This window comes from Gryllotalpicola daejeonensis (genome assembly GCF_039538145.1).
GTDB lineage: Bacteria > Actinomycetota > Actinomycetes > Actinomycetales > Microbacteriaceae > Gryllotalpicola > Gryllotalpicola daejeonensis.
This window is the reverse complement of sequence record NZ_BAABBV010000002.1, coordinates 573,431-586,640: the sequence shown is the minus strand read 5'-3', so window position 1 is coordinate 586,640 and position 13,210 is coordinate 573,431. Positions and strand designations below refer to the sequence as shown.

General features: G+C 68.7%; 13 protein-coding genes. 9 read left to right on the top strand and 4 right to left on the bottom strand.

The window, feature by feature from the left end:
• Positions 1-12: 12 nt before the first annotated feature.
• Positions 13-1,344, bottom strand: coding sequence for an HNH endonuclease signature motif containing protein (locus tag ABD736_RS15625; protein ID WP_344792805.1), 1,332 nt, complete (start codon positions 1,342-1,344; stop codon positions 13-15).
• Positions 1,345-1,539: 195 nt separating this feature from the next.
• Between ABD736_RS15625 and ABD736_RS15620 the strand changes: the two genes are divergently transcribed.
• Together ABD736_RS15620 and ABD736_RS15615 are read left to right on the top strand one after the other, a co-directional pair.
• Entirely contained in the window at positions 1,540-1,893 is a 354-nt protein-coding gene (locus ABD736_RS15620) for a winged helix-turn-helix transcriptional regulator (RefSeq protein WP_344792804.1), read from the top strand.
• 124 nt (positions 1,894-2,017) lie between these two features.
• Positions 2,018-2,971 (top strand): aldo/keto reductase, encoded by a 954-nt coding sequence (locus ABD736_RS15615; protein ID WP_344792803.1) that lies wholly within the window; start codon positions 2,018-2,020, stop codon positions 2,969-2,971.
• A gap of 86 nt (positions 2,972-3,057) precedes the next feature.
• Here ABD736_RS15615 and ABD736_RS15610 read toward each other — a convergent pair whose 3' ends face one another.
• Positions 3,058-4,425, bottom strand: coding sequence for an ABC transporter substrate-binding protein (locus ABD736_RS15610; RefSeq protein WP_344792801.1), 1,368 nt, complete (start codon positions 4,423-4,425; stop codon positions 3,058-3,060).
• 152 nt (positions 4,426-4,577) lie between these two features.
• On the opposite strand from ABD736_RS15610, the gene ABD736_RS15605 reads away from it, so the two are divergent.
• The 4 genes from ABD736_RS15605 to ABD736_RS15590 all read left to right on the top strand — a co-directional run bounded on the left by ABD736_RS15605 (position 4,578) and on the right by ABD736_RS15590 (position 8,445).
• On the top strand, positions 4,578-5,369 hold the full coding sequence (locus ABD736_RS15605) for an HNH endonuclease family protein (protein ID WP_344792799.1): 792 nt from the start codon (positions 4,578-4,580) through the stop codon (positions 5,367-5,369).
• Positions 5,370-5,462: 93 nt separating this feature from the next.
• On the top strand, positions 5,463-6,038 hold the full coding sequence (locus tag ABD736_RS15600) for a PadR family transcriptional regulator (RefSeq protein ID WP_344792797.1): 576 nt from the start codon (positions 5,463-5,465) through the stop codon (positions 6,036-6,038).
• Between the two features lie 17 nt (positions 6,039-6,055).
• Positions 6,056-7,771, top strand: a complete 1,716-nt coding sequence (locus ABD736_RS15595; protein ID WP_344792961.1) for an ABC1 kinase family protein — start codon at positions 6,056-6,058, stop codon at positions 7,769-7,771.
• Positions 7,768-8,445 (top strand): NUDIX hydrolase, encoded by a 678-nt coding sequence (locus ABD736_RS15590; RefSeq protein ID WP_425555035.1) that lies wholly within the window; start codon positions 7,768-7,770, stop codon positions 8,443-8,445. Before ABD736_RS15595 ends, ABD736_RS15590 begins: the two co-directional genes overlap by 4 nt.
• Positions 8,446-8,535: 90 nt before the next feature.
• Here ABD736_RS15590 and ABD736_RS15585 read toward each other — a convergent pair whose 3' ends face one another.
• Positions 8,536-8,742, bottom strand: a complete 207-nt coding sequence (locus ABD736_RS15585; protein ID WP_344792796.1) for a hypothetical protein — start codon at positions 8,740-8,742, stop codon at positions 8,536-8,538.
• 131 nt (positions 8,743-8,873) lie between these two features.
• Entirely contained in the window at positions 8,874-9,590 is a 717-nt protein-coding gene (locus tag ABD736_RS15580; RefSeq protein WP_344792794.1) for a DUF2306 domain-containing protein, read from the bottom strand.
• A 255-nt stretch (positions 9,591-9,845) separates the two neighbouring features.
• On the opposite strand from ABD736_RS15580, the gene ABD736_RS15575 reads away from it, so the two are divergent.
• From ABD736_RS15575 to ABD736_RS15565, 3 genes are all read left to right on the top strand, one after another.
• Complete coding sequence (locus tag ABD736_RS15575; protein WP_344792792.1) at positions 9,846-10,724, top strand: DUF4190 domain-containing protein; 879 nt, start codon at positions 9,846-9,848, stop codon at positions 10,722-10,724.
• Positions 10,725-10,892: 168 nt separating this feature from the next.
• The gene (locus ABD736_RS15570) at positions 10,893-12,173 is read left to right on the top strand and encodes an MFS transporter (protein ID WP_344792790.1); all 1,281 of its coding nucleotides are present in this window, start codon (positions 10,893-10,895) and stop codon (positions 12,171-12,173) included.
• Positions 12,174-12,218: 45 nt separating this feature from the next.
• The gene (locus tag ABD736_RS15565) at positions 12,219-13,169 is read left to right on the top strand and encodes a TIGR03557 family F420-dependent LLM class oxidoreductase (protein WP_344792789.1); all 951 of its coding nucleotides are present in this window, start codon (positions 12,219-12,221) and stop codon (positions 13,167-13,169) included.
• Positions 13,170-13,210: the final 41 nt, after the last annotated feature.

The window sequence follows — 13,210 nt, the reverse complement described above, 5'->3', positions numbered from 1 at the left end:
CTGCCACTCGTTTCAGGTGGCGGTGCTGAGGTCGCGTTTCGGGGTGTGGATGGCCTTGATCCATTCGGTGGCGTGGCTTCCGAAGGTCCAGCGGATTTCTGGTGTTCGGTCGTCGCCCATGCGGAGTTGGTAGGGGCCGGTGTCGATGTCGTTGTGATGAAACCAGCACAGGAGGGTGAGGTTGAGGATGTCGGTGGGTCCGCCGTCGCGGTCGGGCCGTATGTGGTGGACCTCGCACCACCTGGCGGGCATGGTGCAGCCGGGGATGATGCAGCCTTTGTCTCTGACCGCGAGGGCTTTGCGCTGCCAGACGGTGGCGCATCGTTTCGTGTCTCCGAGGTTGAGGATCTTCCCGGCCGAGTCGATCTGGACTTCCTGGTATCCGCCGGTCTCGGCGATCCGCTTGGCGGTCTTCGCGCTGACGGGTTCGTCTTCCCCGTCGATGCGGGCGGCCCCGTGTCCGGTCTCGAAGTCGTCCTTCGGCACCACGACCAACACCGTGGGGTGCGAGCCGCCCATGGTGGGAGTCTCGGGGGCGCGGGCGGCGGCGGCGAACACGGCGTGCATCACGTCGGCGCGCTTCTGGTCCGGGGTGCGCGTGTCCGTCGGGGGCTCGGTTTCCGTGGCGGTCAGCATCGGCTTCTGCCGGCCGTCTTCCACGTCGTTCGAGTCGTCGGCAGCGTTCGGGGTGAACATCACCGATGCTCCGGCGCGGGGGTTCACGTACGCATCCAGCAGCGCCCGCACGGCGGCGGCCTGCTCCACTGGGAGGGCGCCGGAGAACTTCACGAGGCCGTCTTTGGCGCGTCCGAGGCGGAAGAACCGTTTCTCGACGGCGGCTTTCTCGACGGGTTCGACCCCGTCCGGGTCCAGCACCAGCGCCCACGCTTCGGCGGCTTCCACGACCGCGGTCGCCGGGAGCACCTTCGAGAGGTCCACGAGGTTCTCGCACGCGGCTTCCACCAGTGCGGTGTCGGCGCGGTCCGCGGCCGGCAGCAGCGGCTCCATGATCGCGACCGCCTGCGCCCGCCCCAGCACCCCGGCTTCGACCGCAGCCTCAAGCACCGCGAACTTCGCCAGCCGGCGCGCCTCGGCCACCCGCTCCCGGGCATCTTTGGCCGAAGTGCGGGTCACGGTCTCCAGCGCACCCCAGGGCCTCTTCGCCCCGAGCTTCCTAGCCAGCGAGTCCTCACCCAGCGTCTCGTCGGTGCGATTGTCGAACTCGCGCGCCACCCCGAGTCGCAGCCCGTCCAGCACCCGCCCGGCCTCCTCGACGGCCTGTGCGAACCCGACCAGCGGGTCATCGGTCAGCACAGCAAGCGACACCGGCAGCAGCGCGCTCACGCGCGCGAACGCCTCGCACCCGCTCTGCCTGTCTGACGCCATGTGCCCCCCGATCAACGCTAGACCGAGTGTAACAAATATTCGAATAAACCGGAAAAGCAGTCGGAAAAAGCGCCTCAAAAAACGCACAAAGATTCGATCAACAGGGGGCATTGCGACAGCCGGTTCTTCACATGCCGGAGGTAGAGTGCGACGGTGAGTCAGCCAAACGAACCGACCAATCTCGGACATGCGCGCGTCTGCTCGATCGCCGACGCGCTTGAGCTCGTGGGTGAGCGCTGGTCGCTGCTCATACTGCGCGAGCTCGGGTTCGGGGTGCGGCGCTTCACGGACATCCAGATCAACACCGGCACCCCGCGCGAGACGCTCGCTCAGCGCCTGCGGAAGCTGGAAGAGGCTGGGGTCATCGAGCGCCACCGGTACTCCGAGCGACCGCCACGCGACGAATACTTCCTGACCGCTGCCGGCGAAGAGCTCGGCCCGGTGCTCGCCGGGCTGCGCACGTGGGGCGAACGCCACGCGACCCCGCTCGTGCGGAAGGTCGGCTGAGGCCGACTGAACGCAGCTGCTGCCACGCGTGCCGACTAAGTTCGGATTCCTGACTTACTCTGTTACGGTGGGTCAGCGCAGTCGGTTCGATTCTGAGACCGACAACCGTTCGGAAGGAATCCACATGACCTGGATCGCATCATCGGCAACAGAGCGCCGCGCTCAGCTCGGGCGGTTCCTGCTCGGCACCGGCGGAATCGGCGGCATCGCCGTCGCGACCGGCCCCGGCCTCGGGCTCGACGAGGCAGCTGGGCTCGCACTCATCGACCGCGCTGTCGCCGAGGGCGTGAAGGTCATCGACACGGCCGACGTCTACACGGGTGGCGAGAGTGAGCGCGTCGTCGGCGTGTGGAACCGCAGCCACCCGGACGCCGACGTGCTGATCCAGACCAAGACCGGCATGACCGCGGCCGGGCCGAACCTGAACCCCGAGCGCATCGGCCGCCAGCTGCAGCACAGCATCGACGTCATCGGCCGCGTCGACCTGTATGTCGCTCACACCGTCGACCCGAACACCCCATGGGCCGAGTCGCTTCCTGTCTTCAGCGACGCCGTCGAGCGCGGAACGATCAAGGCGTACGGCCTCTCGAACGTCGACGGCCCCACACTCGCCGCCGCGCTCGAGACCGCCGACCGGCTGGGTCTCGCGCGCCCAGAGGTGGTGCAGAACCAATACTCCCTGCTCGCTCGCGCGGACGATGCGGAGGTTCTCCCGATCGTCGCGAGCGAGGGCCTCGCCTACACCCCCTTCTCGCCGCTCGCGAACGGGCTCCTAGCCGGCCGCTACAGCAACGGCGAGCGACCGCAGACCGGTGACCGTGCCAGTGTCGCTTCGTCCGCCGCACCGTTCCTCGACTACGAGACCGCGATGGCGAAGGTGCGCGCGTTCGACGAGCTCGCCGCCGCCCATGCCGTCTCGCAGGCGGCGCTCGCGATGGCCTGGCTGTTCCACCACCCCCTCGTCACCGCCCCGATCGTCGGGGTGAGCAAAGAGCATCACTGGGCAGGCATCCTCGATGGCCTCGCCCTCGACTGGAACGAGAAGCTGGCAGCCGAGGTCGAGGCGATCTTCGGCTGAGGCGAGTGCCTTTAGTGGCCCGCGCCGACGTCCGCGTCCGGAACGGGAGACGCAAACGTCGGCGCGGGACGCGCAAGCAGAGCCCCCTACTTCGTCGCCTGCTGGTATGCCCGCAAAGCAGAGGCCTGCGCCTTCTTCAGGGCGTCCGCCGGTGTCGCCTTCCCGAGCAGCACCGACGAGATGACGTTCTGCAGCTCGGTGTTGATCTGCTGGCCCGCGGGTGACGCCCCGAACGACTTCCCATCGCCGACGATGTCGTAGTAGGTCGAGATCGCCTGATCGAACCCGGCGTTGCCGCTCGGCTTCACATACTGCGAGCGAAGCTTCTTGTCGATGCTCGGGCTGCCGGTGAACAGACCCGTGTTGATGCCGCCGGGGGTGCCGGCGATCGTCTTCGCGCGAGCCTGGCCCGCGGCATCCCACGCGCCCTCACTCACCAACGAGGTCGCCCACGCACACGCGGCGTCCTTGTTCTTCGCCGCGGTCGGGATGACGAACGAGGTGCCGTTCGCGACCGTGAACGGCTTGCCGTCAGAGGCATAGAACGGGACGGCGGCGAGGTCGATCTTGTCTGCGTAAGGCGTCAACACGTTGACGTACCACTGGTTGTCGACCTCCGCCCCGACCTGGCCCTTGGTGAACTCGTTGTCGGCGCCGAACATGTCGAACGAGTCCGAGAAGCTCTTGATCTTGGCGTAGCCGCCCTGGGCGTCGGTGATCTGCTTGAGCACCTCGAGGCCCTTCTCGTTCTTCGGGTTGTCCAGGGTCGGCTTGCCGTTCTCATCGGTGAGCTGGCCGCCGTAGCCGAGGATCCACAGCCCCGGCTGCCCGCTCGCGACCGGGTTGAAGCCGAGCACGGTCGGGTTGCCGCCCGACTCCTTGTACATCTTCTTCGCTGCGGCGATGAGCTCGTCGGGCTTCGACGTGTTGATCTGCGAGGGGGTGACGCCCGCGGCATCCAGTACCTTCTTGTTCAGCAGGATGGCCGGCGGCTGATAGAACTGCGGCACCGCGTAGATCTTGCCCTTGTAGGTCACGTCGTCATTGACGGACTGGTAGAAGTACGAGCTCGGGTCGATCTTGTGGGCGCTGAAGCATTTGTCGAGCGGCTCGATGAGGCCCTGTGCCGCGTAGGTGGCGACCAGGTTGGCATCCATCTGCACCACATCGGGCACATTGCCGCTCGCGACACGCGTCGTGAACTTCTGCGCGTCGAACGCGGTCTCGTCCATCTTGATCTTGACGCCGCCGAGCTGCTTCTTGGCGTAGGCGAGACGGGCCTTGCCCACCTCGTCGGGGCTGTTGAAGCCCCAGGCGTTCAGCGTGCCCGAGACCTTGGTGCTGAAGTTGGTCGACTTGCTGCTGTCGGTGCTGCCGCCGCCCGAGCAGCCGGCCAGGATCACGGCGGCCGCGGTGAGTGCTACGGCTGTCAGGGCCGCTCTCTTGGTTCTCATAGCCGAGAAGTACCCACTTCTCGTGCGGCTGGTCACCGCATGCGGATTTCGTACCGAGACGGGCGCGATGAGGGCGAGCGGATGCCTGACCCGTCCGACCCGCGGAGTGGGAGCCGCCCCATCGCGGGCTCGCTTCGTAGGCTGATGCAACTGTGGGAAGAACGCGCGTCACCTGGCTCGTCGTGGCTGCGGTCGTCGCAGCCGGGCTGATCTCGGGGGCGATGGCGAACGGACGGTCCTCGCACGCCCAGACTGCTGATCGCGGGTTCGGCCCTACCCCGAGCGCGACTCTGGTCACTCCCTCTGCGGCGCCGCCGGTGCAGGCATCCCCGGCCCCTTCGCCCGCGTCGGGAACAGCGCTCGCGCTGCTCGACGCGCTGCCCGTCAAGAATGCGCAGGGCGGCGTGAAGTACCAGCGCACGACCGACTTCGGTGAGGCGTGGCTCGACATGGATCGCAACGGGTGCGACACGCGCAACGACATCCTGGCGCGCGATCTGCGCGGGATCACGCGCAACAGCTACTGCGAGGTGCTGACGGGCACGCTCGCCGACCCGTACACCGGGCAGACCATCGCGTTCCAGCGTGGCGAGAAGACGTCGGCGCTGGTGCAGATCGACCATGTCGTCGCGCTCGGCGATGCCTGGCAGACCGGGGCGCAGGCGTGGACGCAGCAGAAGCGCGAGGAGTTCGCGAACGACCCCGGCAACCTGCTGGCGGTCGATGAGCACTCCAACGAGTCGAAGGGCGACAAGGATGCTGCGGCGTGGCTGCCTGCGTTGGCGTCGTATCGCTGCGCGTATGTCGCTCGGCAGGTTTCGGTGAAGGCCGCGTACGGCCTGTGGGTCGAGCCTGCTGAGAAGGCCGCGATGGTCTCGGTGCTGGGTAGATGTCCCGGGCAGCCGGCCACAGCGGCGCGGTTCGCGGCCGTGCTGGGGCTGTGACGACGCGGGGAACAGAAGACAAAGCATCCCCAGCCGCATATCGTGAAAGTGCGGCGACAACCCCGCCGCGCCACGTCAGACCGGGAGGTCGTCATGAGCACGTCGTTCACGGGCGCGGGCACCAGCTCGCGCGGTTTCGCAGGCGGGCGCCCTGGCGCCGGCCCGTCCCTCTCAGATGCGTTCGACCAGCTGCGCTCCGCGGTCGAGCACCGGCTCGGCCCGCGCGGCGGCGGCCACGGCGGCCACGGCGATGTGCGCGCCGCCGTGATCGCGCTGCTCGCCGAGAAGCCGCGCCACGGCTACGAGCTCATCGCCGAGATCGGCGAGCGCAGTGGCGGCTGGAAGCCGAGCGCCGGCGAGGTCTACCCGACGCTGCAGCTGCTCGCCGACGAGGGCGTCGTCACCGCGACCACGACCGACGGCCGCAAGACCTACTCGCTCACCGAGGCCGGAAAGGCCGAAGCGGAGGCAGCTGCGGCGCGTGCCTCCTGGCAGGAATCGGGCAAGCGCGACCTGTTCGGCATCGGCCCGCTGCCGAAGTCAGGCATGGAGCTCGCGCAGGCCGCCGCCCAGGTGCAGCGCTCGGGCACGCCAGAGCAGCAGAAAGAAGCAGCGAAGCTGCTCGACGAGGTGCGGCGCAAGCTGTACGCGATCCTCGCGCAGGAGTGACGCACGGGGCTGATCGGATGCCGCCTGCGAGCGGACCCTACGGCGTGCCGTCCGGCCGGCGTGCGGGCCTCGAGCGGGCGCGCTACCGCCGCATCCTGCGCTTCGCGGCGACCTACCTCGTGCAGACGTGGTGGTTCGAGCTGGTGCTGCCGCGGCTGGGTCTCGAGCGACTCAGCGACCGGGGCCGCGCGGCCCGGCTGACCCGCATCGCGCAGCGCTTCCACGCGCTCGCCGTCGAGCTCGGCGGACTGATGATCAAGGTCGGGCAGTTCCTGTCGTCTCGGCTCGACGTGCTGCCGCCCGAGATCACGCGCGAGCTCGCCGGCTTGCAGGACGAGGTGCCCGCCGCGGCGTTTCCTGCGGTTCGCGAGCTGGCCGAGAGCGAGCTCGGCGTGCCGCTGGCGCGGGCGTTCGCCCACGTCGACGAGGTGCCGGTGGCTGCGGCATCCCTCGGTCAGGCGCATCGCGCGCGCCTCGGCGCGCAAGACGCCGAGCTGCTCGGTCAGGACGGCGTCGTCGTCAAGGTGCAGCGGCCCGGCATCCAGGCCATCGTCGATGTCGACCTCGCTGCGCTGCGCCGCGTCGCCGGGTGGCTCAGCCGCCTGAGCGTCGTGTCCCGGCACGTGGACCCGCACGCGCTCGTCGCCGAGTTCGCGAAGACGAGCCTCGAAGAGATCGACTACCTGCACGAAGCCGTCGGAGCGGAGCGGTTCGCGGCGCTCTTCGCGAACGACCCCCGCGTGAAAGTGCCCGAGGTCGTGTGGGAGCGCACCACCCGCCGCGTGCTCACCCTCGCCGACGTCAGCGCGATCAAGATCAACGACGTCGACGCGCTGCGCGCCGCGAGCATCGACCCGCACGAGGTCGCGAACGTCTTCGCCGAGGTGATGTTCGAGCAGCTGCTGGGGCAGGGGTACTTCCACGCCGACCCGCACCCGGGCAACATCTTCGTCACGCCCGGGCGGCGCACGTCAGACGGTCAGGCGTTCACCCTCACCTTCATCGACTTCGGCATGATGGGCGAGATCACCGACGAGCTGCGGGCGGGCCTGCGGCGACTGCTCGTGGCGGTCGCGGCACGCAACGGGCAGCAGCTGATCGAGAGCATCCAGCAGGTCGGCATCCTGCTGCCCTCCGCAGACACCGCCGAGCTCGAACGGGCGATGACGAGGCTCTTCGATCGCTTCGGCGGCATGGGCTTCGCGCAGCTGCGCCGCGTCGACCCGCGCGAGTTCCGCGACTTCGGGCAGGAGTTCGGCCGCGTCGTGCGCTCACTGCCGTTCCAGTTGCCCGAGAACTTCCTGCTCGTGATCCGCTCGATGTCGCTGACTTCCGGTGTCTGCAGCGCGCTCGACCCCGAGTTCAACATCTGGGACGCGATCGAGCCCTTCGCGCAGCGCCTGCTGCGCGAAGAGGGCGGCAACGTCGTCGCATCCGCGGCGCGCGAGATCGTGTCGGCGGCCGGCGTGTTCGCGCGGCTGCCCGGCCGCATCGACACGCTGATCACCCGCGTCAACGACGGCGTCGTCACCGTCGCGACGCCCGCACTCGACATCCGCCTGTCCCGCCTCGAGCGACTGATCCGTCGCGCCGTCGGCGCGGTGCTGTTCGCGGGATTCCTGATCGGCGGCGTCCTGCTCGTGCCGTCGGCGTTGCCGGCCGGCATCGTCCTGATGTGCGTCTCGGCGCTGCCGCTCGGCTACGCCCTGCTCGCGGGCGGTGGTCGCCGGTGACCGCCCGTGCAGAACTCGCAGCCATCGCCGACTCGGGTGCCGCCGCCTTCGCCGCGCTGCGTCCACCGCTCACCGCCGAAGGTCGAGCCGCCGCCGTCCTCATGCTGTTCGGGAAGCTGGACGATCTGCCCGCGGACCGTTCGGCCGAGGCATCCGTCGTCTCGCGCGATCTCGACGTGCTGCTGGTGGAACGCGCGTCGACGTTGCGGGCGCACCCGGGCCAGATCGCGTTCCCTGGCGGGCGCATCGACCCGGGTGATGCGAGCGCGACGGATGCTGCGCTGCGCGAGGCGCAGGAGGAGACCGGCCTCGACCCGACGGGCGTCGAGGTGCTCGGCGCGCTGGGCGAGGTGCCACTCGAGCGGTCAGGTCATCTCGTGACGCCGGTGCTCGCATGGTGGCAGAAGCCCTCGCCCGTGCGGGTCGTCGACGAAGCGGAGAGCGCGGCCGTCTTCCGGCTGCCGGTCGCAGAGCTGCTCGACCCGGCGAACCGCGGGGTGACGGTGATCCGCCGCGAAGGCCACGTGTGGCGCGGGCCGGCCTTTCTGATTCGCACCGAGGGCGGCGAGCGCACGCTCTGGGGCTTCACCGCGATGCTGCTCGACGCGCTGTTCGACCGCCTCGGCTGGACAGAGCCGTGGGATCGCACCCGCGAGCTGCCGCTCGTCATCTAGAGGGCTCGTCGTTAGAGATCTCGTCGTTAGAGATAGAGAACGGCCCCGCACTCCGACGCCGGGTGCGGGGCCGCTTCGAGCAGGGCGTGACTACTCGGCGAGCTTCGCGATCGCCTCTGCCCAGAGGAAGTGCTTGTTGGTGCCGAGGTCGCCGATGGTGGTGATGTTGAAGGCGGCCTTCAGGTGCTCGGCGTCCGAGTCGCTGACGCCCTGCAGGGCGGCGACGGGGGCCTTCGCGAGCTCTTCGACGCTGAGGTTCTCGTAGGCCTTGTCGAGCTTGGCGGCGATACCAGCCATGGTGTGCGGTTCCTTTCGTGTATGGGTGAGAGACGCGTCATTGCGGTAACTGACGCGCACAAGCTATCGGCTCGGAAGGCTCGCAGGGGAGACCCTCATAGGCATTTCCCGGCCTGGGTAGACAAAACGGTCTAGGGGGCGGGGAATTTCGCCCGCGGGCGCAGCTTCCCGGTGGCGCGCAGGCGCCGCGCGATCAGGATGCCGACGATGAGATTCGGCACCCAGCCGACCCAGCCGAGCGTCGGGTACAGCAGCTCGAACGCGCCGTTGCCGAATGCGAGCAGCAGCCCCACCCACGCGCGCAGGACGACGGCGGCGAAGGTCAGCGAGAAGTTGACGGTCATCCAGAACCGGTGCGCGCGCACGTCGCCGCGAAAGGCCATCGCCTCGACCGCCAGCGTCAGGGTGATCACCCACGTGGCGGCGAGGGCGAGGAATCCGCTCGTCACGATCGCGCGGCCGCCGGGCAGAGTGCCGGCGTACGCGTGGAAGGCGACCACGATGCCGAACGCGGCCGAGGTCGCGACCGACGCGCTATAGACCCAGCCGACCGCGCGGTGGCTGCGCAGCCGGCGATCGCGGCCGGCCGTGACGATGTTGACGGCGCCCGCAATGAGCGCGACGGCGCCGAAGAAGATGTGGATGGAGAGTGCGACGGATTCCTCGTCGAAGGTCTTCGCCTGTTGAGAGAAGTAGTACTGCGCGACCACGGGGAAGAGCGGGATCACGACGAGGTGCACCCCGGCGAGCGCGACGGCCACGACGATGCTGGGCGTGAGGATCCACCAGACCGGGGCGGTGCTCGGGCGGTGGGTGGGAAGGGTGTCTGCCGGAGTGAGGCGGACCATGCGGTGAGGGTAGCTCAGAAGTCGCGCGGCGCAATCAACCGTTCGGTTGGTGCGGGTTGATCAGTGCTCGGGGCGGCCTATCCCCGAATGAGGCACCCCCGCAGTGGGTGTTATGAAATCACTGTGGGTTCTTTAGCTTCATTTAACGAAGCGCTAGACAATCGTCTGTCATTGCCGGTTCTGTCCCCGATAGGTGCATCGGCGGGCGATGGCGGCGCACATCTCCCCTGGTATCACCAAAGGAACCGATCACGCATGACCAATCCCGTTGACCCGACGACCCCGGCGCCTCCGGCGTTCGCGCAGACGCCGATCCCGCCGTATGCGGAAGCGGCCTCCGCTCCGCCTCACGCGCAGCAGGCGCCTGTTGCGCCGTACGCCCCGCAGCAGGGCGCCTCGGCTCCAAGCAAGGGCCTCGCGATCACCAGTCTCGTGCTCGGTATCGTCGCGTTCGCCACTGCGTTCATCCCGATCTGGTCATGGGTCGCACTGTTCCTTGGCGTTGCAGCCGTTGTGCTGGGCGTCTTCTCGCTGATCAAGCGTCGTGGTACTGGTCTTGCGATCACCGGTCTGATCTTTGGTGGCGTTGGCCTTGTCCTCGCGGTCATCGCCTCGATCATGTGGGCGGCCATCTTCTCGGCAGGCTCGGGCGCTGTCGAGCACAGCCTCAAGTCGAGCAGCAAGGGGGCGGCAGCCAGCGCGGCGCCGTCGGCGGCCGCCAAGCCTGCGGCCAAGGAGAACCCCAAGTTCGGGCAGACCTACAAGTGGTCGGATGGCCTTGCGGTCACCATCTCTGCTCCCGCGGCCTACACGCCGAGCCAGTATGCATCCGGCGTGGTGCCTGGCCAGGCGAACGTGATCTTCACCATCACGCTGAAGAACGGCACGACCCAGCCGGTTGACCCGGCCTTCGCGGGCGGTGATTTGAACTCGGGTGGCGTCGCGGGCTCCAACATTGTTGAGGTCGCGGGCCCGCAGGGTGACATCAACGAGTACCCGTTGTCGTCTGCCAAGCTTCTTCCTGGGCAGAGCCTTTCTTGGAAGGCCGCCTACTCGGTCAAGGACCCCAACGACCTCACGCTCGATTTCGCCATCAGCGACTTCCTGCACGACGACGCGATCTTCACCAAGTAATACGTAGACGCGTCGTAGTCGCCGGTTCGCGCATACGCGCGGGCCGGCGATTCGCGTTTGGGTGGGGACGACGCCCTCGACTCTCGAGCGAACGCAGTTCTAGAATTGGATTCTGTTACCCGGCGCCGACGCCGGGTGAGCGACCACGTGGTTCCGGAAGGGGGCACAGTGACGGCCGCAGGTGAATCCGGCGGAGCATCCGTTTGCATCTCGGGGCACGCCGACGAGCCCGTCGACGCTGCCATCGCCCACCGTGGCGCGACCGCCAAGCTCTTGCTGCTCGCTGCCGCGATGTTCATGGTCGGCACGAACGCGTCGATCATCGCGGGCCTGCTGCCGCGCATCGCGAGCAGCCTCGGGTCGACCGAGTCCACGGTCAGCTACTCGATCACGCTCTATTCGGTGATCGTCGCGATCGCCGCTCCGGTCGCGTCGATCACGCTCGCCCGCACCTCGCGCGCGGCGCTCATGGCGGGCGGCGCGGCACTGTTCTCGATCGGCACGATCGTGACGTCGCTGAGCTCAGACCCTGCCGGATTCTTCGGCGGCCGCGCCGTCGCCGCGCTGGGCGGGGCGGCGCTCGTGCCGACGGCGAGTGCGGTCGCGACATCCCTTGTGCCTCACGAACGCCGTGGCCGCGCGCTCGCGCTGGTCGCAATGGGCTTCACGCTGTCGGGCGCGCTCGGCACGCCGTTCGGGACTGCGCTGGGCAGCGCGGCGACCTGGCGCCTGCCCATGTGGGTGCTTGCCGGAGTCGGAATCATCGTCGGCGTGTCGATCGTCGTCGGGCTGCGGCGCGCCCCGACACCGGATGCCGTGCCGTTCCGCCAGCGTCTCGCCCCGCTGGCCGACCGGCAGATCGTGGCGACCGTTCTGACCACGCTCTTCGTCGTCGTCTCGGGCAACGTCGTCTTCATCTTCAGCGCGACGCTGACCGCCGGCGCCACGGGCGGCTCTGGCACGCTGCTCGCGGTGCTGCTGATGATCTACGGCTGCTCGGGCCTCGTTGGGAACCAGTTCGTCGGCAGGTTGACCGACCGCTACGGCAGCAAGCACATCGCGGTCACCGCCCTCGGGGCGGCGATCGCGCTGCTCGCGGCGCTGCCGTTCGTCGTCGCCTCCTACCCTCTGACGGCGGTCGTGTTCGGGGTCTGGGGCTTCATGGCGGCCGGCATGAGCGTGCCCGTGCAGCACCAGCTCGTCGAGCTCGACCCGCAGAACGTGACCGTCACGATGTCGTGGAACTCGACCGCCATGTACGTCGGCATCGCGCTTTCGCCGCCGGTGGGCAACCTCGCGATCGGGCTCGGCGGCCCGCACGTGACGCCGTTCCCCGCGGCGCTATGTGTGGCGCTCGGCCTCGGGGCATTCCTGATCGGCCGGGTGCCGACGCGGGCGCGGCGCCTGATCGAGGGCGATCGGGCGCGGGTGGGTACAGCGCCTTCGTAAGCAACGGATGCCGGCAAGGCCGGCCCACGCCCAGGGAGGTTCGCGATGCAGTTCGGCTACAAGCTCTCGACCGAAGGCTTCGGCCCGAAGGAGATCATCCGCCAAGCCGTCGCCGCCGAGCAGGCGGGCTTTGACTTCCTCGAGATCAGCGACCACTTCCACCCGTGGCTCGACAACCAGGGGCACAGCGGATTCACGTGGTCGATCCTCGGCTCGATCGCCGCGCAGACCGAGCGCATCGGACTGATGACCGGCGTGACCTGCCCGACCATGCGCTACCACCCGGCGATCATCGCCCAGGCGGCGGCCACCATGGCCCTGATCTCAGACGGGCGCTTCACGCTCGGGGTCGGCGCCGGCGAGAACCTCAACGAGCACATCACCGGCGAGGGGTGGCCGGCGGCACGCATCCGTCATCGCATGCTGCGCGAGGCGCTCGAGATCATCCGCCTGCTCTGGAAGGGCGGCTATCAGAGCTACGACGGCGAGTTCTTGAGCCTCGAGGATGCCCAGGTGTTCGACCTGCCCGAGACGCTGCCGCGCATTGTCGTCGCGGCGGGCGGGCAGGCATCCGTCTCGATCGCCGCCGAGCTGGGCGACGGGCTGATGGCGACCGAGCCGCGCGCCGAGCTGGTCGAGGGTTACGTGGGTCGCGGCGGCGACGGGCCGCGCTTCGCCGAGGTTCCGCTTGCGTATGCATCGAGCGCGGGGGATGCCGCGGCCGCAGTGCTTGAGAAGGAGCCGTGGTTCGCCACCGGCTGGCCCGTGATGAGCGAGCTGCCGAACCCGAAGAACTTCCAGGCGGCGTCGGCGACCGTGCGGGAGGAGGACGTGCTGAAGCAGTTCGCGTGCGGCCCCGACGTCGAGCGGCACCTCGAGGTGATCGGGCAGTTCCGCGACGCGGGGTTCGAGAACCTCGTGCTGCACAACGGCGGCCCCGACCCGGACGGGTTCATGACGTTCTTCGCGGAGGAGCTCAAGCCGCGGCTGGCATAGCGCGTCGCAGGTGCGCGTTGTCGGCCGCGCAATTTGTACAA